Annotated in this window: 18 protein-coding genes and 3 pseudogenes; 7 read left to right on the forward strand and 14 right to left on the reverse strand. The window is 69.8% G+C overall.

From position 1 onward, the window contains the following. Positions 1 to 59 precede the first annotated feature (59 nt). From ACZ7DL_RS05745 to ACZ7DL_RS05765, 5 genes are all read right to left on the reverse strand, one after another. Entirely contained in the window at positions 60 to 1,433 is a 1,374-nt protein-coding gene (locus tag ACZ7DL_RS05745) for a diacylglycerol/lipid kinase family protein (RefSeq protein ID WP_470771649.1), read from the reverse strand. Positions 1,434 to 1,478: 45 nt separating this feature from the next. Further along, positions 1,479 to 1,967: a DUF7144 family membrane protein gene (locus ACZ7DL_RS05750; protein WP_470771650.1), complete on the reverse strand. Its 489-nt coding sequence runs from the start codon at positions 1,965 to 1,967 to the stop codon at positions 1,479 to 1,481. Positions 1,968 to 1,997: 30 nt separating this feature from the next. Then, complete coding sequence (locus ACZ7DL_RS05755; RefSeq protein WP_470771652.1) at positions 1,998 to 2,462, reverse strand: SHOCT domain-containing protein; 465 nt, start codon at positions 2,460 to 2,462, stop codon at positions 1,998 to 2,000. Positions 2,463 to 2,642: 180 nt separating this feature from the next. Then, complete coding sequence (locus ACZ7DL_RS05760) at positions 2,643 to 4,001, reverse strand: hypothetical protein (RefSeq protein WP_470771653.1); 1,359 nt, start codon at positions 3,999 to 4,001, stop codon at positions 2,643 to 2,645. Positions 4,002 to 4,094: 93 nt separating this feature from the next. Then, entirely contained in the window at positions 4,095 to 4,754 is a 660-nt protein-coding gene (locus tag ACZ7DL_RS05765; protein WP_470771655.1) for an HdeD family acid-resistance protein, read from the reverse strand. Positions 4,755 to 4,997: 243 nt separating this feature from the next. On the opposite strand from ACZ7DL_RS05765, the gene ACZ7DL_RS05770 reads away from it, so the two are divergent. Both ACZ7DL_RS05770 and ACZ7DL_RS05775 read left to right on the forward strand, forming a co-directional pair. Then, on the forward strand, positions 4,998 to 5,639 hold the full coding sequence (locus ACZ7DL_RS05770) for a potassium channel family protein (protein ID WP_470771656.1): 642 nt from the start codon (positions 4,998 to 5,000) through the stop codon (positions 5,637 to 5,639). Beyond that, entirely contained in the window at positions 5,636 to 7,045 is a 1,410-nt protein-coding gene (locus tag ACZ7DL_RS05775) for a DUF2252 domain-containing protein (protein WP_470771657.1), read from the forward strand. The genes ACZ7DL_RS05770 and ACZ7DL_RS05775 overlap by 4 nt, the downstream gene beginning before the upstream one ends. Positions 7,046 to 7,097: 52 nt before the next feature. Here ACZ7DL_RS05775 and ACZ7DL_RS05780 read toward each other — a convergent pair whose 3' ends face one another. The 3 genes from ACZ7DL_RS05780 to ACZ7DL_RS05790 all read right to left on the reverse strand — a co-directional run bounded on the left by ACZ7DL_RS05780 (position 7,098) and on the right by ACZ7DL_RS05790 (position 9,607). Further along, a complete protein-coding gene (locus tag ACZ7DL_RS05780) occupies positions 7,098 to 7,295 on the reverse strand; it encodes a hypothetical protein (RefSeq protein ID WP_470771658.1) in 198 nt (65 codons plus the stop codon). Between the two features lie 126 nt (positions 7,296 to 7,421). Further along, positions 7,422 to 7,961: a hypothetical protein gene (locus ACZ7DL_RS05785; protein WP_470771660.1), complete on the reverse strand. Its 540-nt coding sequence runs from the start codon at positions 7,959 to 7,961 to the stop codon at positions 7,422 to 7,424. Positions 7,962 to 7,978: 17 nt separating this feature from the next. Further along, the gene (locus ACZ7DL_RS05790; protein ID WP_470771662.1) at positions 7,979 to 9,607 is read right to left on the reverse strand and encodes an MFS transporter; all 1,629 of its coding nucleotides are present in this window, start codon (positions 9,605 to 9,607) and stop codon (positions 7,979 to 7,981) included. A 232-nt stretch (positions 9,608 to 9,839) separates the two neighbouring features. On the opposite strand from ACZ7DL_RS05790, the gene ACZ7DL_RS05795 reads away from it, so the two are divergent. Beyond that, entirely contained in the window at positions 9,840 to 10,805 is a 966-nt protein-coding gene (locus ACZ7DL_RS05795) for a hypothetical protein (RefSeq protein ID WP_470771663.1), read from the forward strand. 176 nt (positions 10,806 to 10,981) lie between these two features. Here the strand turns inward: ACZ7DL_RS05795 and ACZ7DL_RS05800 are convergent, their stop codons facing one another. From ACZ7DL_RS05800 to ACZ7DL_RS05820, 5 genes and pseudogenes are all read right to left on the reverse strand, one after another. Then, positions 10,982 to 13,561, reverse strand: a complete 2,580-nt coding sequence (locus ACZ7DL_RS05800; protein WP_470771665.1) for a winged helix-turn-helix domain-containing protein — start codon at positions 13,559 to 13,561, stop codon at positions 10,982 to 10,984. A gap of 214 nt (positions 13,562 to 13,775) precedes the next feature. After that, positions 13,776 to 14,648, reverse strand: a complete 873-nt coding sequence (locus tag ACZ7DL_RS05805) for a class II glutamine amidotransferase (protein WP_470771667.1) — start codon at positions 14,646 to 14,648, stop codon at positions 13,776 to 13,778. Between the two features lie 151 nt (positions 14,649 to 14,799). Continuing rightward, complete coding sequence (locus ACZ7DL_RS05810; protein ID WP_470771669.1) at positions 14,800 to 15,156, reverse strand: carboxymuconolactone decarboxylase family protein; 357 nt, start codon at positions 15,154 to 15,156, stop codon at positions 14,800 to 14,802. Between the two features lie 300 nt (positions 15,157 to 15,456). Next, positions 15,457 to 15,873, reverse strand: a pseudogene (locus ACZ7DL_RS05815) (GNAT family N-acetyltransferase); the annotation flags it as partial. Beyond that, on the reverse strand, positions 15,870 to 16,121 hold the full coding sequence (locus ACZ7DL_RS05820) for a hypothetical protein (protein ID WP_470771671.1): 252 nt from the start codon (positions 16,119 to 16,121) through the stop codon (positions 15,870 to 15,872). The pseudogene ACZ7DL_RS05815 and the gene ACZ7DL_RS05820, both read right to left, overlap by 4 nt. A gap of 365 nt (positions 16,122 to 16,486) precedes the next feature. Here ACZ7DL_RS05820 and ACZ7DL_RS05825 point away from each other — a divergent pair, with 365 nt between their 5' ends. After that, positions 16,487 to 16,981 carry a hypothetical protein gene (locus tag ACZ7DL_RS05825; RefSeq protein ID WP_470771672.1) on the forward strand — a complete coding sequence of 165 codons (495 nt, stop codon included), beginning with the start codon at positions 16,487 to 16,489 and terminating at the stop codon, positions 16,979 to 16,981. After that, positions 16,969 to 17,460 carry a hypothetical protein gene (locus ACZ7DL_RS05830; protein WP_470771674.1) on the forward strand — a complete coding sequence of 164 codons (492 nt, stop codon included), beginning with the start codon at positions 16,969 to 16,971 and terminating at the stop codon, positions 17,458 to 17,460. Before ACZ7DL_RS05825 ends, ACZ7DL_RS05830 begins: the two co-directional genes overlap by 13 nt. Before the next feature lie 484 nt (positions 17,461 to 17,944). On the opposite strand, the pseudogene ACZ7DL_RS05835 reads toward ACZ7DL_RS05830, so the two are convergent. Further along, positions 17,945 to 18,166: pseudogene (locus ACZ7DL_RS05835) on the reverse strand (hypothetical protein); the annotation flags it as partial. Between the two features lie 2 nt (positions 18,167 to 18,168). Here ACZ7DL_RS05835 and ACZ7DL_RS05840 point away from each other — a divergent pair. Next, positions 18,169 to 18,516, forward strand: a pseudogene (locus tag ACZ7DL_RS05840) (tyrosine-type recombinase/integrase); the annotation flags it as partial. Positions 18,517 to 19,152: 636 nt separating this feature from the next. Then, positions 19,153 to 20,232 (forward strand): MrcB family domain-containing protein, encoded by a 1,080-nt coding sequence (locus tag ACZ7DL_RS05845; RefSeq protein WP_470771676.1) that lies wholly within the window; start codon positions 19,153 to 19,155, stop codon positions 20,230 to 20,232. Positions 20,233 to 20,481: the final 249 nt, after the last annotated feature.

The raw sequence follows: 20,481 nt of genomic DNA on the forward strand, positions 1-20,481 counted from the left end.
CCTGTCCTCGGCCGTCCGCTCACGCATCGCTCACGCGTGGCACTTACTGGGCCGCTCTTTCAAGGCTCGTTCTGTCCCCGGCCAAGGGGAAGGCGCCCCAGCGCCAACCGTGCCACGCGCGGCCAGTCGGCCGCCCCGCCGCTGACACGCGGTGCGTGGGGGCGACGGTGCGGCACACGCACCCGGAGCGCCCCGGGCGCGCTGCGGCACACGACGGGTGAGGGCAGAAGGACGTGCTCTCCGTCGATGCCGACCGGGAGGGTGTCCGTGCCGGCTTCGACGACGACTTCCCCGGCGCTCAGCCGGACAAGTCCCCCCGAGCGCGGGCCGCGCACCAGTCGGGCCGCCTGAGCGGTGTTGCCGACCCGCACGCACACCACACCGAGCAGGCCCGAGTCCAGCCGTTCCCTGCGCCCCGGATGGGCCGCGTCGACGGCACGTCCGTAGGGGTTGTTGCTGACGAGGAGCGCCTGAAGTCCGTCGACGTACGTGGCGTCGGCCCGCGACCGCAGTGTGGGCGCGTCCTCGCCCGTGAGGAGGCCGGGGAGGGTGCGCAGGGTCGTGCGGGCCTTGGCGTCCCGGTACGCGGGGTCGGTGACGACGGACGCGTACGTGCCGAACGAGGCGTTGTTGACGAAGACCCGGTCCGCAGCGTACCCGAGGTCGATGCGGAGTTCGACGCCGTCGGTCAGGGCGTCCAGGGCCGCCGCCGGATCGTCGCGGTCGAGGCCGAGGTCCAGGGCGAAGTGGTTGCGGGTGCCGGCGGGAATCACCACGAACGGCAGGTCGTGACCCGCCGCGACCTCGGCCACCAGCGCCTGGGTGCCGTCGCCGCCCGCCACCGCCAGCAGATCGGCCCCCTCGGCGACGGCCTGCCGGGCCAGTTCGGCGACATCCTGGCCGCGTTCGAGCAGGACCACCCGGCAGCCAGCCGCCCGGGCCTTGTCGACCAGGTGGAAGCGGCCTACCTTGCCGCCGCCGGAGCGCGGATTCATGAGGATCCAGGGGCTGTGGGGCGCCTTGGCGACCGCCTGCCCGGACTGCTCGGAGGTGGTGTGCCCGGGGCTCAGGGCCGTACGCGCCGCCGTGACGGCCAGGACCCACAGAGCCAGGGACAGCAAGGCCGGCCCCAGCATGCCGAACGTGGCATAGAGGGCCAGGACAGCGACCGGCGCCACCACCGACAGGACCGCGCCGAGAGCACGGAGCGCTCCGGTGTGCGCCAGGGCCCACCACACCCCCACGGCGGCCAGCGCCAGTCCGGCGACGCCCGCCAGCGCCCACAGCACGCTCCGCAGACCAGCGGCGACGAGCGCCACCAGAATGCTGCCCAGCAGGGCGAGTACGGCGAGGCGGGCCCGTGCGGCACGGCCCTCGACTCCGGTCGAGGGTCCTGTCTTCCTCGATCTCCTCGTGCCACCGTCGGGTTGCACCCTGTCGGCCCTTCTCCTCCGCCTCACGCCCTGACCGCTGTGTACTCAGGCGGGCCCGTGCGGATACGAGGTCCTGTCCGGCGGGCGCGCCTCGGACATGGGACGTTCCTCGGACAGGTCGAAGAGGTTGCCACGCTGGACCACGCACAGGGCCCAGATGATGAAGCCCGAGATAGTGATCATCACGACCGACCACACCGGGTAGTACGGCAGAGAGAGGAAGTTGGCGATGATGACGAGTCCGGCGATGGCCACGCCGGCGACGCGTGCCCAGGTCGCGGTCTTGAGCAGCCCGAAGCTGACGATCATGGCGACCACACCCAGAGCGAGGTGGATCCAGCCCCAGCTGGTCAGGTCGAACTCGAACACGTAGTTGCGCGTCGTGACGAAGATGTCGTCCTCGGCGATGGCCATGATGCCCCGGAAGGTGTCGAGCAGGCCGACAAGGAAGAGCATCACCGCCGCGAAGGCCGTCAGGCCGGTTGCCCACTCTCCCTTGGCCGTGTGTGCCGGCTGGGTGTGTGTCGTGGTCATCTTGGGCCTCGTTTCATGTGATCCGGCTGGTCAGCGACCAGAGGTGTGGAAGGTGGATCCCGGGTCCCCCGCCGGACCATGGCCGGTCAGGACCAGGTCCTTCGCCCTGCGGAACTCCTCGTCCGTGATGTCGCCGCGGGAGCGGATCTCGGACAGCCTGGCGAGTTCGTCGACGCTGCTGGTCCGGCCTACGCCGCTCGCGGCCTCCCTGATGTGGGCGTCGAACGCTTCCTGCTGTGCCCGTGCCTGCGCTATTTCCCGGCGGCCCATGTTCTTGCCGCGGGCGATCACGTAGACGAACACGCCCAGGAAGGGCAGCAGGACGGTGAACGCCAGCCAGCCGGCTTTCGCCCACCCGCTCATCTCGTCGTCGCGGAAGATGTCGACGACGACGCGGAAGAGCAGGATCAACCACGTGATCCACAGGAAGAACAGGAGCATGCTCCAGAAGACGCTCAGCAGGGGATAGTCGTAGGCCAGGTAGGTCTCGCTCATGTCTCTCCTCCGTCCCAGGCGCCCGAACGGCCGCCGTCGTGTGCTGTTCTCAGCGTGGGCACGTTAAGGGCCGGGCGGCCTCACCCGATGCGGGTGAGCGTGCGGCAGCCGAGTAGCCCGGGTTGACGCGCCGCTCCGGCGGCCAGGGCGCGTGCCCGAGGCCGGGTTCTCCACCACGCCTCATGGGGCCGCCCCTTCCGTCGCCGGGTCCGCAGCCCGGTCGGCCGGTCCGGCTGCCGCCGCGAGGATCGCCAGGATGATCAGCACGGCCACGGCGATGCCGACAACGAGGGCCACCGCTCCGACCGTGGGGTGGTTCCAGAGGACCAGCGCCAGCGCTCCCGCCGCGATGACGCCACCGGTGATCCATGCCCGGTGGTCCGTCAGCCAGCGTCCGGTGGCCCCGGTGCGCAGTCCGGCGCGGTGCAGCCCTCGGCCGGCGGCCGTCGTGCCCCGGTCCGCCGCCGTGCGGACGGCGCGGGCGGGGCGTCCGGGACCGTACAGATAGGCGACCAGTGCCGTGATCACCGCCACGACCAGCAGGGTGCGCGTGCTGTCGCGCAGGAAGCGGACGAACGTGTCGTAGATGGCGGTGGCGGCGTCGGTGGGCAGCACGTCAGGCGGGACCGAGTCCAGATATACCCGTCTGGCGACGGCCAGCGCGACGAGCAACACCACCATCATCAGGCCGACACCCGTCGCGGTGATCATCAGCATCACCCGGTGTGCCGGATTGGTCCACACGGCGAGCGCGGCGAGTACGACGGTCAGGACGGGCAGCCAGGTGCCGAGGATGTCCAGCAGCCGCATCGCGTCCTGCGCCTTGCCCAGTTCCTCCGTCTGGAACAGGGTGATCGTCCGGTCGGTGTCCGGGATGGCGGCGGCCTTGTCGAAACCCGCGTCGACGAGCCGCTCCCGTACCTGGTCGACGACCGCTCCGACGTCCAGTTGGACGGTGTCGCCCTCGGCGCGTACGGCACCCTCGCGCTCTCCGGTGAGCATGTTCACCACCGCGGCGTGCGAGCGCCGGTTGGCGCCCTCCCACACCTGCTGGAAGGCGTCGCTGGTGATCACGCGGGTGACGGTGCGGTCCACGACGGTCCTGACCGCGTTGCGCAGCGGACCCTCGAGGGACTCGGCCCCCGCCACGACGCGGGGTGGAGCCCCGGCGTCCTGGAGAGCCTTGACGAGCGAGTCCGTCACCGCCGAGACGTCGACGTTGTCCACCACCCGGTCCGTGAGCCGGTTGATCACGACCTCCTGCACGGCAGGCTCGGACGCCAGCGGCGCGACGGTCTCCACGTACCGGTCGGTGTCGGAGACCGTGTCCTGGACCCAGGCCGCGACGACGGCCAGGGGCGCGAGCAGCAGGGCCAGCAGGAGGAGGACCGAGGAGCCGGCCCGGCGCAGCCGCCGGTGGCTCACCGACGCGTGACGGCGCAGTCGCTCGTATTCCGCCCGTTCCTCGGCGGTCATGACGTGGTGCCGGGTGGCGTCTCCGCCGGAGTCCGGCGGATCCGGGGGCGCGGCGGGGTTCATGGGGCTCCTTTCCGCGTGCGCCGCGCCGGTGGCGACGGTCGCTGATCGGGATGACGGTCGGGGAGGCAGCCGAAACGAAGCTCTCGTGCGGTGTCAGGCCGTCGCGGCGGGGGCGTCCGGCTCCGGGGGGTGCGTCTTTCGGAGCGCGGCCCGCCAAGCGAGGGCGACCACCGCCTCGGCCAGGCCGAGCAGGACGAGCCACAGGCCGAGCAGCCTGGTCAGGGCACGGGCCGACTCGGCAGGCAGGGCGAGCACCACGATCCCCGCGACGATGCCGAGTACGGCGGCGACCGTGACGACGCCGCGGTGCGGCAGGTCCTCGACGGAGATGGCCGTGTAGAGGGTGAGGATGCCGGACACGAGCCACACGACCCCGGTGATCAGCGAGAGCGCGGCGATCGTCTGCAGCGGGTTCCTCAGGCACAGCACCCCGGCCAGGACGTACAGCACGGCCAGGAGCAGCCCCGGCAGCCGCTCGTGCCCCTCCCGCGCGAAGACGGCCACGGATCGGAACCCCCCGCTCACCAGCAGGTACAGGCCGATGAGGACCGCCAGGACGTGCAGGGTCGCCTCTGGCCACACCAGCACCAGGACGCCCGGCACCAGCGTCATGACGGCGGATCCCAGGAGCCAGGTCCATGAACGGCCGAGCCGCGCGAGCACGTCTGCGGAGTCTCCCATCGGAGCCGGGGCCACCCCGCCGGGTTCGGGGTCCTGCCCGGGACGCGATGCCGGACCACGCGACATGGTCATGTCTCCTCCTCGCGTGATCAGCCGTCGCCTCCGGAAGCCGACGGGGTGGGGTGAGGGGGCGGTGCGCGAGCACCTGACCGCTCCAGGGTCATGCCTGCCGCTCGGTGACCGGCTCACCCACCACGGGTGATCCATCGGCTCCGCCGTGGCGGTGAGCTGGAAGTCTCCCGGCGCCCGGCCCACCCGCCTTCCGGGGTCGGACGGAGCGACCTTCCGGGGTCGGACGGAGCGAGAAGACACGAGATGAGCGATCCGAACACCGCCCGGACGGACCGGGCCCGGCCAGGGCCGGACGCGGACCGGCCGCGTCGGCGGCGCCGCCCCCGCCGGTGGGCGACGGTCGTCGCCGGCGCCCGCACCGTGCTCATCACGGTCGGCCTCGTCACTGCCTACTACCTGCTGCCCCTGGACGAGCGCGGTACGGCCGGTGCTTCGGCCCTGCTCGTGTGCGGCCTGCTGGCGGTGCTGCTGGTGTTCGGATGGGAGGTGCGGGTCATCGCGCGCTCGCCGCACCCGCGACTGAGAGCCGTCGAGGCCCTGGCCGCCACGCTGGTGCTGTTCCTGGTCCTCTTCGCCGGCGCCTACTACCTGCTGGACCGCTCCGCCCCGGACTCCTTCAGCGAGCCGCTGACCAGGACGGACGCCTTGTACTTCACCCTGACCACCTTCAGCACGGTCGGCTACGGGGACATCACCGCCCACACCCAGACCGGACGCGTGCTGACGATGCTGCAGATGGCGGGAGGGCTGCTGCTCGTCGGCGTCGCCGCCCGGGTGCTGGCGAGCGCGGTCCAGGCCGGGCTGCGCCGGCAGCGCCGCGCGCCGTCGGCAAAAGCGCGTCCCGGCGCCGACGCCGGGACGCTGGACGAGGAGGCGGAACCATGACCGTGCCGAGCGCTTTCACCGCCTCCCTGTCCCCGGACGAGCGAGCGGCGTACGGCAGGAACGCACGCCGGCGGGCGCCGCGTTCGTCGCACGGCTGGTACGAGACCGCACAGCAGCGACCCGATCCCATCGAGGTGGTGGAGCGGCAGTCGGCCGAGCGGGTGGCGGAGTTGGTGCCGATCCGCTACGGCCGCATGCTGGAGTCGCCGTTCCGCTTCTACCGCGGCGCTGCCGCGATCATGGCAGCCGACCTGGCACCCCTCCCCAGCACCGGGCTCCAGGTGCAGCTCTGCGGGGACGCCCACCCCCTGAACTTCCGGCTGCTCGCCTCGCCGGAGCGCCGCCTGGTCTTCGACATCAACGACTTCGACGAGACCCTGCCCGGACCGTTCGAGTGGGACGTCAAACGGCTGGCGGCCGGTTTCGTGACGGCGGCCCGGGCGAACGGCTTCTCGCTCAAGGAGCAGAACAGCACCGTGCGAGCCTGTGTGAAGGCGTACCGGGAGCGGATGCACGAGTTCGCCGGCATGCGCACCCTGGACGTCTGGTACGCCCAGGACGACGCCGACCGGATGCGGGAGCTGATGACCTCGTCGAGGGACGAGGAGGCAGCACGCCGTACCGCCCGGGCGGCGGAGCGGGCCCGCACGCGCACCCATCTGCGGGCCTTCGCCAAGCTCACCAGGGTCACGGCCCAGGGCCGTCGTATCACTCCCGACCCGCCACTGATCACTCCGATCGACCACCTGCTCGACGACCCCTCCGAAGAGGGGCGCGAGAGGGAGCTTCGGATCCTGGTGGACGGGTACGCGCGGACCCTGCCGTCCGAATGCCGCCACCTGTTGCGCCACTACCGTCTGGTGGACATGGCCCGGAAGGTGGTGGGCGTCGGCAGTGTCGGTACGCGCTGCTGGATCCTGCTCCTGCTCGGCAGGGACGACGACGATCCGCTTCTGCTTCAGGCCAAGGAAGCCCAGGAGTCCGTGCTGTCCGCCCACACGGGTGGCGACCGCTACGACAACCAGGGGCGCCGGGTGGTGACCGGACAGCGCCTGATGCAGACGACCAGTGACATCTTCCTGGGCTGGACGCACGTCGTGGGCCTCGACGGGCAGGACCGGGACTTCTACGTGCGCCAGCTGTGGGACTGGAAGGGCATCGCACAGCCGGAGACCATGGGGCCGGGCCTGCTCGCCCTCTTCGGCCGGCTGTGCGGGGCGTCCCTGGCGCGGGCCCACGCCCGCTCGGGCGATCCCATCGCCCTCGCCGCCTATCTGGGCGCCGGCGACCGCTTCGACCGCGTGCTCACGGAGTTCGCCCAGTCGTACGCCGACCAGAACGAACGGGACTTCGCGGCGTTGGAGGACGCCTGCCGCTCCGGCCGGATCAGGGCGGAGCGGCTCTGAGTGACACTGCCGCACAAGGGGGCCGGACAGGGGCACCCTCACCAGGCTCCCGTCAGTCCGGCAGCTGGCGCATCTCCACGACCCGAAGTCCCAGTGACTGGCAGCGTGCCAGCAGCCCATAGAAGTGCGCTTCGTCCACGACAGGGCCGAACAGGATGGTCTGGCCGGACATCACCACGTGGCCCAGCTCCGGAAACGCCTTGGCCAGCGTTTCCGACAGGTGTCCCTCGATGCGGATCTCGTAGCGCACGAGCTGTCCCTCCATGGACTGCTTCGGTCCGGCGGACGGCGCCCTTACCCGCGATCGTCCACCTCCGTGCCCCGTCGGACCTCACCCGGTACAGGTGACCGCCGCCCGGCGACCGGACGCCGAGGATCAGTGCTTCAGAACGATCTTGAAGGAGATGATCAGCAGCCCGAGCACCAGGTTGACCGATGCGGTGGCGGCCATGAGCCGCGGCGAAGCACCGGCGCGGCGGGCCGCGGCCACGGACCAGCCCACCTGGCCGGCCACGGCGACGCAGAGAGCCAGCCAGAGAGCGCCTCGCACGTCCAGGCCCAGGAGCGGGCTGACGGCCACCGCGGCGGCCGGCGGAACGGCGGCCTCGACGATCGGCCACTCGTCGCGGCACACGTGCAGCACGACCGGGCGGTCCGGAGCCTGTTGCGCCAGGCGCGCCCCGAACAGCTGGGCGTGCACGTGCGCGACCCAGAAGACCACGCCGGTGAGCAACAGCAGCAGCACCAGCTCGGTGCGGGGGAACGAGCCCAGGGAGCCCGCGCCGATCACCACGGAGGCCGCGAGCATGGATCCGTAGACGCCGCCCGTGTAGTCCGCGTGGGCCCGGCGCTCGGCTCGGCGCTCCGCGCGGGCCGCGGCCGGGCCGGTCGTGGCTCTGGTTCTGGTTCTGGGCACCGGTGACTCCCCCGAGCTCAGCGCTTCGATCCCGTCACCCCGGCCGGAGCCTCGGCGTCCGGCCGCCGGCGACGGCCTTCCCGGGCGGTCGGCAGGTGCGGCGTGACCAGGAAGCTGGCGAGGGCGATGCCGCCGGTGGCCAGGATCGCCGCTTTCAGGCCGGCCAGCTGCGCGGAGGCGTAGGAGTCCGCGACAGCGTCGACCTCGGACGGCGGCAGCCCGGCACGCTCGGCCGCCGAGCGCACCTGATCGGTGGGGACGAAGGTGATCCCGGCCTGGAGAGCGACACCGACCTGTTCGCGGATCTGTTCGGACAGCTGCGGATTGTCGTCCACCTGCGTGGTGAAGGCGTGGGCCAGCGCACCGATCAGAATGGACCCGATGAGCGCGGTGCCCAGCGCGGAGCCCAGGTTCTGTGACGTGAACTGGAGCCCTCCGGCCTCACTGCGTTCCTCCTCGCCGACGCTGGACTGGACGACGTTGCCCAGCTGCGAGGCGAGCAGGCCGACACCCACGCCCAGCAGGGCCATGGCTCCGGCGAACTGCGCGTCGTCGATGACCGGGTCGATGGTGGCCAGCAGCCACACGATGGCCGCCGTCAGGGTCAGCAGGGCCAGCCGGACCACCCGGCGCGGCGCCATCACCCGGCCCAGCAGGGTCCCGCACAGGGAGGTCACGAGCATGGCGACGGACACCGGGAGCAGGCGCAGCCCCGTCTCGAAGGCGTCGAAGCCCTGAACCACCTGCAAGTACAGCGGGATGGTGAAGAACAGCCCCAGCAGGATGAGGTTCTGGCTCAGCAGCGTCATCAGGCCGGACCGCAGCACGGGCCTGCCCAGCAGGGACAGGTGTACGAGTGGGTCGGCCCCCTTGTGGTCCCGCCGCCGCTCCCACCACCGGAAGCCGGCCAGGACGGCCACCCCTGCGCCGACGACGAACAGCGTCGGGGCGAAGCCGAAGACGGTGAAAGGGGGGTTGCGGGGCTGCACCCATCCCCAGGTGCTGCTCTGCAGCACCCCGAGCACGCCCAGCCCCAGTCCGGCCGCCGAGAGCACCGCGCCGACCCCGTCCAGCCGGGGGCGCGGGCCGGTCGGGGCGGGCGTCGCGATCACGCGACGGCACAGCAGGACGGCCGCGACGACCACGACCTCGCCGGCGAAGACCAGCCGCCAGGTGAGGTACGTCGTCACCCAGCCGCCCAGCAGCGGGCCGACCGCGATCCCGGCGCCGGCGAGCCCGCCGATGACCGCGTAGGCGATGGCCCGGTCCTTCCCGCGGTACGACTCCGCGACGAGGGCGGCCATGGCCGGCAGCACCATGGCGGCCCCGAGCCCCTCGATGACGGACCAGCCCAGCGTGAGGACCCCCAGCGTGGGTGCCACAGCGGTCAGGGCGGACCCCACGCCGTAGACGACCAGCCCCAGAAGGAACATACGGCGACGCCCCAGGATGTCCCCGAACCTGCCGCCGATGATCATGAAAGCGGCCATGACGAGCGCGTACAGCGTGATGACGGCCTGGATGGCGGTGACCTCCGTGTCGAAGTCCTCGACCAGCTGACTGATGGACACGTTCATGACGGAGGTGTCCAGGACCATCAGGAACTGGGCCGTACCGAGGACGATCAGAGCCCGCCAGTGCTTCACACTGTCCACCTCGCAGAGTCGTCCAGCTCGGGTACGCCGCCGGAGCAGGCGGGGCAGCAGGCCGGCGCACGCCTCCGCTGCTCCTCCCATCGCATCCCAGGCACGGGCGCCGTACCTCACCCGTCACGGGGGAAGGGCCGCGCCCCAGTGGTGCGTGCTGGTGGGGAGAGCGGGCGCCGACTTCGACGGTGAGCCAGGCGGTGATCAAGGTCATTCGTGGTAAATACGACATGTGCCGCACCGGGAGAATCCGACAACTGAGGGCTCCCGCAAGGAGCCCTCACCTCAACGCTCGCTGCTGGCGTCGGTCGTCACCGATCCCGGGCACCTCCCCGAACTCCTCGCCGACTTCGCCGTCCGCCGCGTCGGGCCGGCCGTGCCCGAAGCAATCGCCTCGCTTCGGCGGAGGCACCCCGACGCCACCGACGCCGAGCTCCGGGCCCGGGTGGTCGCTCGCGGCCGACGGACCGTCGTATCGGAGGGATCCATCGTGGGCGGCCCGTTCCTCGTGCTCACTCCCCTCGCGTTCTGCGCGGCGCTGCTCCGCCAGGCACGTACGGTCCTGGAGCTGGCCGCTCTCGACGGCCGCGACCCCACGGCGAGCGCCCGCGCCGGCGAACTCCTCGTCCTCCAAGGCGTGTACGAGGACACCCGACAGGCCCAGGACGCGCTTACCCGCACCGGACGCGCAGCCGACGCACCCGCCCGCTGGAAGCGATGGGTGATCCTGTGGAACGTCACCCTGCGCATGGCCCACCTCCTCGGCATTCTCGCGCCGGCCGACGAGAGCCAGGACGCGGGCCGGCGTGTACGCCGGGTCGCCGTCCAGGCTTGGCGGTGGCTGCTCCTCGGCGTGGTCTTCCTGGTCGGACTGGTCGCGCCCCTCGTCTGGCTCCCGTACATGGCGGTGGTCTACCGGCGTGCCGACGCCCGCCTGGCGGACCGTGTCCTCGCCTACTACTTCGCCGACACCGCACCCGCCCCGCGCCGTCGGACCTCCCGCCTCGAACCGGAAGTAATGGCGGCCGTACTCCGTGCGCTCCTCTCCCTCCTCGTACCGCTCGTCCTGACCGCCGTGATTTTCCTGACCGGCCTGCGCATCGCCGAGAGCCGCTGGCCGGTCCTCGGCATCACCCTGGCCACGGGGTCCGCCGGGGTCGGCGCGCTCTGGTACCGGCGCCGCCACCGGCGCCTTTGACTGTCCTCCAGCAGTGGACGGCGACCTTGGGATATCAGGTCGTGTGGGCGAAGGCGAACACCGGCAGCCACTGACCCTGCGACGGTACGACCAGCCCGAGCTGCCGAGGGGAAGGGCATCTCCCCTGTATGTCCCGCCGGTGGGGCGCGTGCGCCGGACGCTCTCACCGACTGCGTTCACAGCAGCCGGAGGTCGCGTGCGCGGCGCACCGCGTCGCCTCGCCGGTTCACCGCCAGCTTTCGATAGACGCTCTTGAGGTGCGTCTTCACCGTGTTCACGGACACGTAGAGGTCAGCGGCGACCTCCTCCGTCGACATCATCCGGGCCACCCGCTCCAGGACGTCGCGTTCGCGCCCGCTCAGCTCCACCGCGACGAGCGGCGAGGGCGGCGGCCCCGCCCTGGGCTGCTCACCGTGTCGCGGTGGGCCGGGCCTGAGCCAGCCCGCTGCCAGCTCGTGGAGCGGAGTCATGGCCAGGAGAGGCCGGATCCAGGCTCCCGCATCGAGGAACGGACGTCGCAGCCGCTCCCGCCTGGCATCGAGGAGCGCATGCGCCACGAGCCTGCGGGCGGTGGCGGTGTCTCCTGCCCTCTGAGCGGCCTGAGCCCTCACCAGCGCTGCCCTCACGGTCACCCCGGGCCCGGCCCGGCCCTCGGTGCGGATACTGTCCAGCAGGTCGATGGCCGCCCCGGTACGGCCTGCGGCGACCTGGATCGCTGCGGCCTCCACGGCACACGTGGGCTGGTCGCCGGACACGCACTGGAGTATCTCGGTGGCTTCGTCGGGCCGTCCTTCGGCCATGCATGCGGCGGAGACGACGAGCGCTTCATGGCCTGCCGCCCAGGGTGAGGCCACGGCGGTGGCGACGGCCGGGTCCGCCGCCTCGACGGCGGCTCGTGCATTGCCCCTGACCAGCAGGAGGCGGGCTGTGGCGAGGGCTCGACCCGCCGCCATCACAGGGTCACGCGCTCCCGAGGGGAGGGCCACCTCGTCGAGGAGGGCTTGGGCCCGGCTCAGTTCATGACGGTCGACGGCCACGGCGGCCGAGACCAGCCGTCCGAGGCCGGAGCCGGACGGCTGGGGCAGGCCGGCCCGCTCCGCCTCGGCCACCGCCGCCAGGGCCCTGCGCTCCGCCCGGCCGGGCCAGCCGTTCAGATAGTCGAGCAGGGCAAGGTGCCCCATCGACTCCTCCCGGGGCAGCACGGTGGAGACCCCGCCGGGAGTGCCGGCCACGGCGGTCAGGGCAGCGCGCGCCTCCTCGAAACGCCCCGCCCACAGGCGGGCCGATCCCAGATGGGTCAGCAGCAGAGCGGGAAGTTCGGGATGTTCCTCCAGGAGGTGCGCCGGGACTTCCCGCCGCAGCTCATCGGCCGTCCGGGCGGCCTTCTCGGCCTGCGGGGGACATCCGGTCAGCCGGGCGGCCAGCGCCTCCAGCAGCGCACAGCTCAGCTGCGCGGCCGCTCGGTCGGTCACCACGTCAGGCGCCGGTTCTGATGTCTCGGGAGCCAGCCGCTCCTCGGCGTGGCGCAGGCGCGCCATACCACGGCCCAGGTCGCACTGGGCCAGGTCGCGGGCCGCACGCACGAGGTCCGTCGCGGGGCTCCTGGCCTCGGGTCCCATGTGGGAGAACAATTGGATCAGGTCGCCCGAGCGCAGGCCGGTGAAGAGCTGGCCGATCGCCAGGTCGTCTATGAGGGCTCCGGCGGCGAAGTCCCATTCGCCCGCGGCGGCGCCGTGGGCGAGTGTCTCCGGCAGGAATCCGTGCCGACGCAGCCACCACGCGGCCCGCCGGTGGAGTTCCGGCTCCAGCCCGGGCAGGCGCACGCGCTGATGCGCCCGGAGTATCTCCCCGAACAGCGGGTGGAGCCGGTACCACGAGCGCCCGAGGTGCTCGACGAACGCGTTCGCGCGGTGCAGCCCGACGAGAAGGGGCTCGGCATCGGTCCGGCCGGTCAGCGCGTCGGCCAGATCAGGACTGAAACGCTCCAGGACGCTGACACGCAGCAGGAGGTCCTGTGTCTCCTCCGTCTGCCCCTTGAGGACTTCGGCCAGCAAAAAATCCGCGATCGTACTCCGGTCCGCCTCGAACTCCTTCAGATAGCGCTCCGGGTCGGCGCTCTCCCGAGCGGCCAGGGCGGACAGGCGCAAGCCGGCGGCCCAGCCCCGGGTACGGGCCACCAGCGCGTGTGCGGCGTGGACCGGAAGGCTCAGACCGTGCAGCTCCAGCAGTGCGACGGCCTCCTCCGTGGTGAAGGCCAGCTCGGCGGCGCGGACCTCCGTCAGCTCGCCGGCCGCCCGATAACGGTGCAGCGGAAGCAGCGGTTCGGTGCGGGTGACGAGGACCAGGTGCAGCCCCCGCCCGGCGTGGTGCAGGACGAACTCGAGCTGCTCCGCGACTTCCGGAGCGGTCACGCGGTCGTACTCGTCGAGCACGACGACAACGGGCCGGCCATGATCGTTCAGTTCGGCCGCGAGTGCTGCCAGGAGTCGGTCATCCACCCGCGTCGCGTCCGCCGGGAACCTGACCGGGCCGGGCGCCAGCGCACCGCAGGCATGCAGGGCCTGAATGACGTACGCCCAGAAGACCCCTGGGCGCCGGTCCCCCACTTCAACGCTGAGCCAGGCGACCGGCTGCTGCAGGCTGGCGGCCCAGTCGGCGGCCAGCAGCGTCTTGCCGGCCCCGGCCGCGCCGTTGAGCAGCGTCAACGGTGTCCGCTGAGCCTGGTCGAGGTGATCGACGAGCCGTTGCCGCCGCATGAACGTGGCGGGTCTCGCGGGGAGGGCGAACCTGGTGCGCAGAAACGGGTCTCCCGGGGGGATGGCGCAAGGAACGGCCGGTCCTTCAGGGTCCTCGTAGGTCTCGGCCACGGCACTCACCACCCCTGTCCGTCGGGGTCATGTCATGGGCGGCACGCCCTCACCCAGCATCCCAGTCTTCCTGCCCCGGCGCGCGCCACACCGAGCCATCGGCCTATTTACCAGCCTTGTGCGCGCTGGTCAGCTTTGGGCCTTCTTGGAGGTCGGGCCGGAAGGCGTGGAGCGCGTCATGGCCCGGCTGGATGATGCCGTAACTGCTCTCCGGCACCTCGTTCCATGCGCCGGGGAGGGTGCCCAGCGGTTCGGACACGACGAGGCGGGTCTCGTCGGAGATGTCCCGCAGGAAAGCGGCGTCCGGGTGGAGCGCGCGCAGGGTGTCCACCTTGGTGCTGAAGTACAACGACCGTGAGCGGCCCTCGCTGGAGTAGCGGAAGGCCCATACGCGTGCGCCGTCGGCAACCGCGAGGGTCATCTGCAGCGGGTGGGGGATGTCGTGCGCGTGCCCCGCTTTCTCAACCAGGCCGGCCATGCGCGCCACGGCACTTGGAGGATCGTCCGACAAGCCGAACGTAAGGGCCAGGAAGAACATGAGCTCGGAGTCGGTGGAACCCTCGATGTCGGGATACAGGGCCGGATCGACGGCCAGTGCGAGGTCCCGACGGAGCCGGTGGAACCCGCTGATCGCCCCATTGTGCATCCACATCCAGCGACCGCGCACGAAGGGGTGACAGTTGGTCTGCTGCACGGCAGTCCCGGTCGAGGCCCTGATGTGCGCAAAGAACAGACCCGAGCGAACGTGGTGAGCGACCTCCAGCAGATTGCGGTTGTTCCAGGCAGGACCGACATCCCGCAGCACCGCCGGAGAGTCCGCGTCCTGCGTGTACCAGCCGACACCGAAACCGTCGCCGTTGGTCGTCTCCACCCCCATGCGGGAGTGCAGGCTCTGGTCGATCAAGGAGTGTTGCGGCTGGAACAGGACCTGGCTGAGAAGGACGGGCGTACCCGAGTAGGCGATCCAGCGGCACATCTTGGTCCCCCGTTTCTTGTATGGGGAGGTACCGAGAGCCGTGTTGTCGCGGAGGTCCGCGAACCTGGGCAGGCGGCTGGTGACCGTTCATGAAGTCCGCTCGCCGTCACTGCGGTTGGGTACCGACCCGAGACAGGGCGAGACAGCTCGCTCAGGGTTTGCTCCGGCTCTGGGCTTCCGCCTCGACCATTGCCTCGGCCTCGGCCTCGGCCAATGCGATGGTGATGCCGAGTGCCTCGGTGATGTGAGTTGCGGCCGACATGACGCGTGCCGTGCCGACAACCGGGGCGATGGCGACGAGAACGTCCTGCAGTTGCTCGGCAGTCAGGTCGGCCCTGATGGCAGGATCGACATGCGCGAGGTAGGAGATCGCCGGTGCGTCCATGGCCGCGAGCGCGGCCAGGCGGGTGAGAATGAACGTTCTTTCGTCCAGGCCGCAGCGCTCGATCGAGTCGACCGTCATGGCGGCGAGCGTGTCGAGAACGGGGGTGTCTGACCGTGTGGCCATGTCCGGTCCCTTCCGGTGCTGTGCGGAGCCGACACGGGCCACCGCAATGACCACGGGACCCTCACGCGTCGGCCGTTCACTCATCCACGGTAGGAGCCGCGAGAACCGAGCGCATGTTGGGCTGAGCAGGTGATCTCAGCCTTCCTCCAAGGCGATCGCAGCGTTGGTGGGTGACGCGGCCGCGGCCAAGGAAGTGTTGGGTCACCACGGCAAGATCCGGGAAGCGCGCACCGGGCGGCTCGATTCGGTGGCGGGATCGGATCGCCCGCGCTGCTCGGTGGCGGTCAGTGGATGGCGCGGAACCATCACGGTGAGAACCGGCGAGGCCGGTGACGGCTGGCTCTGCCCGATGTCCTCGTATCCCCACGCCTTGTAGAGCTCGTAGACCTTTCCGTCGCCGACGGCAGTGTTGACCACGAGGGTGACGAAGGGCTCATCGCGTGTGGCGAGGAGGGCGTCATGGATACGCCGGGCGGTGCCAGTTTTCCGCCAAGTCGGCCGCACGCCGATCTCCTTCAAGGCCACGGCCGGACGCGCGGTGTACGTCTCGGCCGGCGTCGGGCTGGTGCGCTGCCAGTAGCGGTCGCCGTGCTCGATGGTGTCGCCGTAGGCGTAGCCGACCGGATACCCGTCCGCATACGCGAGGACGGCCGTGACCCCCGGCTCGGTGCCGTGTCGGTCCAGGCGCTCGCCGAACGCGGTGACCGCGTAGTTCAGTTGCTGGAGCTGGTGGTTGGATTGATCTCCGGCCTGCGGGCTTCCGCGATGTGGCGGCCGTGTTCAGCAGCTTGTAGCAGTGACTGGGCCACCCGTTCAGCGTCGTCGGGGTGAAGGTAGATCTCCTGGGTCCACAGCACCGACAGGCGCACAGTGCCGTTCAACAGGTTCGTTGCCACGTCCACCTCGACGCCGTTGCCGGTGGCGTCGGTGACCTTCAGGTCCAGGTCGCTGCTGTAGGCGCTCATGTAGCTGAGCATGCCTGACTCCCAACGAGGAAACCCCCGCCCGTCGACCTCAGCTCTTCCTCAGAAGATCCACGGAGCCTTCGCCTCCGGCATGTCCCTGCCATACGGTCAGGCCATCCGATCGCCTCCAGAGCGGTCCCCGCCGGATGGGCGTTCCTGTGAAAAATCTCAGCACGTCGCACCATCTTGTTCCCGCGACCGCGCTCCTGTTGTGCACGGCCGTGGCTGGGCCTGCGCTGGCCGAGGATGAGGCGCCATCGACTGCGTCTTCGACATCTACACAAGCCGATGACTCCCTCATCAACACGTCCCCGCCCGATCAGCCTGCGGAAGATGTCAGCGAGGTCCCTGCCGATGAGGTAGACATGCAGCCCGAAGTACCTGCGTCTGAGGCCAAGCCGCCACTTCCCGGGGATGTGCCGGCTGCTGCCGACTGCGCCCCGGCTCACGGCGTCTACATTCCCACCAAGCAGGGCCGCAAGTACCACCGGGCGGTAGGCCCCACCAACTCGAACTACAACGGAACGTCAAGGACCGCCAAGTCGACCTTCACGTCGGAGGTCACCGGCGAGGTAGGCGTGGCCGTCACCGGCGAGCTGGAGACATCGGTGGGCACGCTGCTTGCCAAGGTCAAGGCCAAATACCAGGTAACCGTGTCCGCCAAGCTGACGGCCAAACTGGGGGACTCCATCGCGGTGGACACACCGTCCCACAAGACCACCCACGCGACGTACGGTGTCTGGCGACTCAAGCACACCGGCAAGAGCTACTGGCTGCACCAGAACTGCACCACCACACCGGAGCGCACCGCCGTCAGTTACTCGCCCTTCCGCATAGGGTGGTACCTGTGGGAAAGCTGAGCCCTCTGGTAACCGCAGCCACGTTGACCGCTGTCACGGTTCTTGCCGTCGGCTGCAGCAGCGACGATGGCAAGGCGTCGGACGCTGGCCCGAAAGCCTCGCCTCACTCGTCGTCCTCTTCGACGCGGACACCAACGCCTGATCGCGCCGAACACATCCCCGGTGAATCCGTGACCAAGGCACCTGCCCTACCGGACGGAGATGTTGTCGCTCAGGCGGTGAACGCCAGCGGCAACCGGGAGATGGACGTCAAGGGCGGCCTCAAGGGCGGCCCACTGGCAGTCCTTGTGAATTGCAAGGGCAACGGTAAGCTGACTGTCGAGGTCAAACCGGTCGGATTGAGCTTCCCGCTCGAATGCGTTGCCGGGGAAGTCAGCAGCACCTATAACCAACTGGATCTGAAGCGCACGCGTCAGCAGGGAACGGTGAGTGTGACCGCACCCTCGAACATCCGGTGGGCAATCACCGTCGGACGTTAGAAGCCGTGTCTCAACCGATCTTGGAACCTGCAAGTCGGACGGAGTACCTGGTCGGGTGATCTTCCGGCCGTACGCGCATGAAGGCAGGGCCTCCTGGTAGCTCGGGGGTGCGACCCCATTTCCGAGCGGTTCCCGGAGGCCCTGTTGTCGTTGTTGTACGCGCCCGAGCCCGCCTTCTTCAACTCGCCCGCCGTGCCGTGCGATTGCTTCGCGCACGCGTACTCAGGTACGAGGCCGGGCCTTCGGCGTCAGATAAGAGGGGACACCCTGGGTCTGGGGCTGAACTCATAGGCGCAGGACGGGAGCTCTGTCCGGTGAGCTAGGGGGCTTCGTTTGGATCAGCCCGGGTCCGCGACGCCCGGCACGGCACCTCGCCGCGTTGTCGGACCACCCGAGTACGCCCAGTACGCGGGTGATCCTCCGCCTTGCGATGCACCGCACCATGCGCCGCGGCCTGATCCGACCTGATCCAAACGAAACCCCCTAGGGGTAGGTAGGTCACGGGTCGGATGGTCCAAGTGACGCGGGTACCGGCGTGTGTGACTGACACCGTGCAGGGCTCCGCCCGCAGTAGGGCTCGTCTGGTCTCCGCACGGCCGTCGTGCAGCCACGCCCATGCCTCGTCCGAGGCGTCCGGGTCCAACGCCGGTGAGATCGTGCGGAGTGCGACCGCCACCCATCGGTCGGCCTGTGGCGCCGAGTAGGCTCGCCGCTCCCGGCCGCGACGGGCACGTCTTCGTCGGTCCACAGGGTGGGCAGCTGCGGCGGAGCAACTTCCGCGACGACAGGGTCAAGGCCCGGAAGGCTGCTGGCGTCACCGCAGAGCTGCACTTTCACGACCTTCGACACACGGGCAACACGCTCGCCTCCACGGCGGGGGCCAGCACCCGAGAGCTGATGACCCGCATGGGCCACAGCAGCTCTCGCGCCGCGCTGATCTACCAGCACATGACCAGCGACCGGGACCGCGCCATCGCGAACCGGCTCGGTGCCATGATCCGGGGCGGTGGGGGAGTGGCCTCCGAGCCTTCCGAGAAGGACCCTGCGGGCCCGTAGTGGCACGTCTGTGGCACGGCGCCCGGAACGACGAAAGGCCAGCCCGGGAAGGAATCCCTCCTGAGCTGGCCCTTCTCTCTGTGCCCCCGGCAGGATTCGAACCTGCGACACCCGCTTTAGGAGATCATCCGGGCGTTCCGCTGGTCAGCGCTGAGGCTTGCCCGTCTCCTGTGAGTGGTGTGCGGTCGGTCCTCCCAGTGCGGCAACGTGCGTTGGTGTTGCCGTCAAAGACTGCCGTCACTCCACTGCTTCCCCTGGCCCGCTTCAACGTTGGGGACGTCACGGATCATTGCCTGGCACGAGGCACCGACGCTCCCACAACGGTTTTCAAGACCATCCCGTGCCTCACAGCGAAAGGGTCTCTGACCTGCACGGCAGGCCAACGCGGCTACGCCGGAGACAACTTGTTGGCCAGAGGATGGCCATGGCCCTCGTTCGAGCGCTCACGCGCCAGAACCGTTTCGCAGTCATGTCAGTTACTGGCATGTCCTCACGCTTGATGCGAGCTGACCGGGCAAGAAACCTGCTCGACGTGGCCCCTCCCCGCTTAACCCACGCCCGGCCGGGCCGGATCCACCTCGTCACCGCTCCCTGGCACTGGCCCCAGTGTCAGTGCGGCCGCCTACCATCCTCGCCATGACGCTTCGGGAGTACTTGCAGACGGTCGCCTCTACTTACGATCGGAAGGCCGGCACCGGCTCCCCGGCCGGCAAGCTGCTGAGGTCGGCCCCCACGGTCTTTGAGCCTTACATCCCCGCGAGTTACATCATCAAGGGCAGCGCTGGAAACGGTGCGGGGGCGTTCTGCCCTTGGGTGTCGTTCTTCGACCCTGACGAGACGACCACTGCAACGCGCGGCATGTACCTCGTCTACCTCTTCGCGGAGGACATGAAGACAGTCTCACTCAGCTTGAACCAAGGAGTAACGGAGCTACGTGAGACATTCGGAGCCCGGGAGGCAGAGAAGCGGCTTCGAGGCGAGGCCGCGGCCATCCGAGACGCGTTCCCGGAGGACATGGCGGTGGGACTCAATGAAGTCATCGACCTTGGCGGGAGGTCTGGCCTCCCACGGGCCTACGAGGCGGGGAACATCCTTGCCCGCGTGTACGCCATCGACTCTCTACCTACCGAGGATGCCCTGAAGGCTGATCTGCGCCGGATGCTCCAGCTCTACCAGGACGCATTGGTCTTGCGTGAGGACCTGCGAAGCACGACGAGAGAATTGATCACCACGATAAAGCCGAAGGGCACTGGCGAACAGGACCCACTCCTCTACTTCGCTCCGAAGAACGATGCCGAGTACGTCCAAAAGATCACAGCCCGCGAGATCAAGAAGAGCCGCAAGCACGAGACGCTGGTTAAGCGATACGGAGCGTTCCTAGCTGATGCCGGGTTCACCGCCGGGACGAACGTTCACCCTCGGGACCTTGTCGCCAGGCGTGATGGTGATGACTGGCTTATCGAGGCCAAGGTAGTTCGACGTGGCAACGTCAGCCACGCCGTCCGTGAGGCAATCGGTCAGCTCGCCACCTACGCTTTCCTGCTCTACCCCGTGAAGACTCAGCCGCGCCGGATGGCGCTGTTCACAGAAGCCATCGGCGACGTGTACGTGCGCCTGCTCAGTCATCAAGGCATCGCGTCCGTCTGGCCTACCGAGAAAGGCTGGGCTGGATCGCCGGAGGCCGTCAACGCCGGCCTGGCTCAGAAGGAAGCGTAGGAGCAGCGCTCGCCGTTGCTGTACAGCCACAACTGATCACTGGCGGCCGTGACCTGCGGCCGCCTTATCGATCAACCGTTTGACCTGCTGTTGAGCTGTCGGCAGTTGTCGACGTTGGTCACCATTGAGCGCCCTTCCACGGCCCGAGGACGGCCCGGGAGGGCGCTCGTGCTGAGGGACACCTGTCCTGAAATCTTGGTCCGAAGCACACTCAGCGCGTGTGGACGGGAGGTTGTGGTACCTGACCCG

Source organism: Streptomyces sp. NPDC036984 (assembly GCF_055607665.1).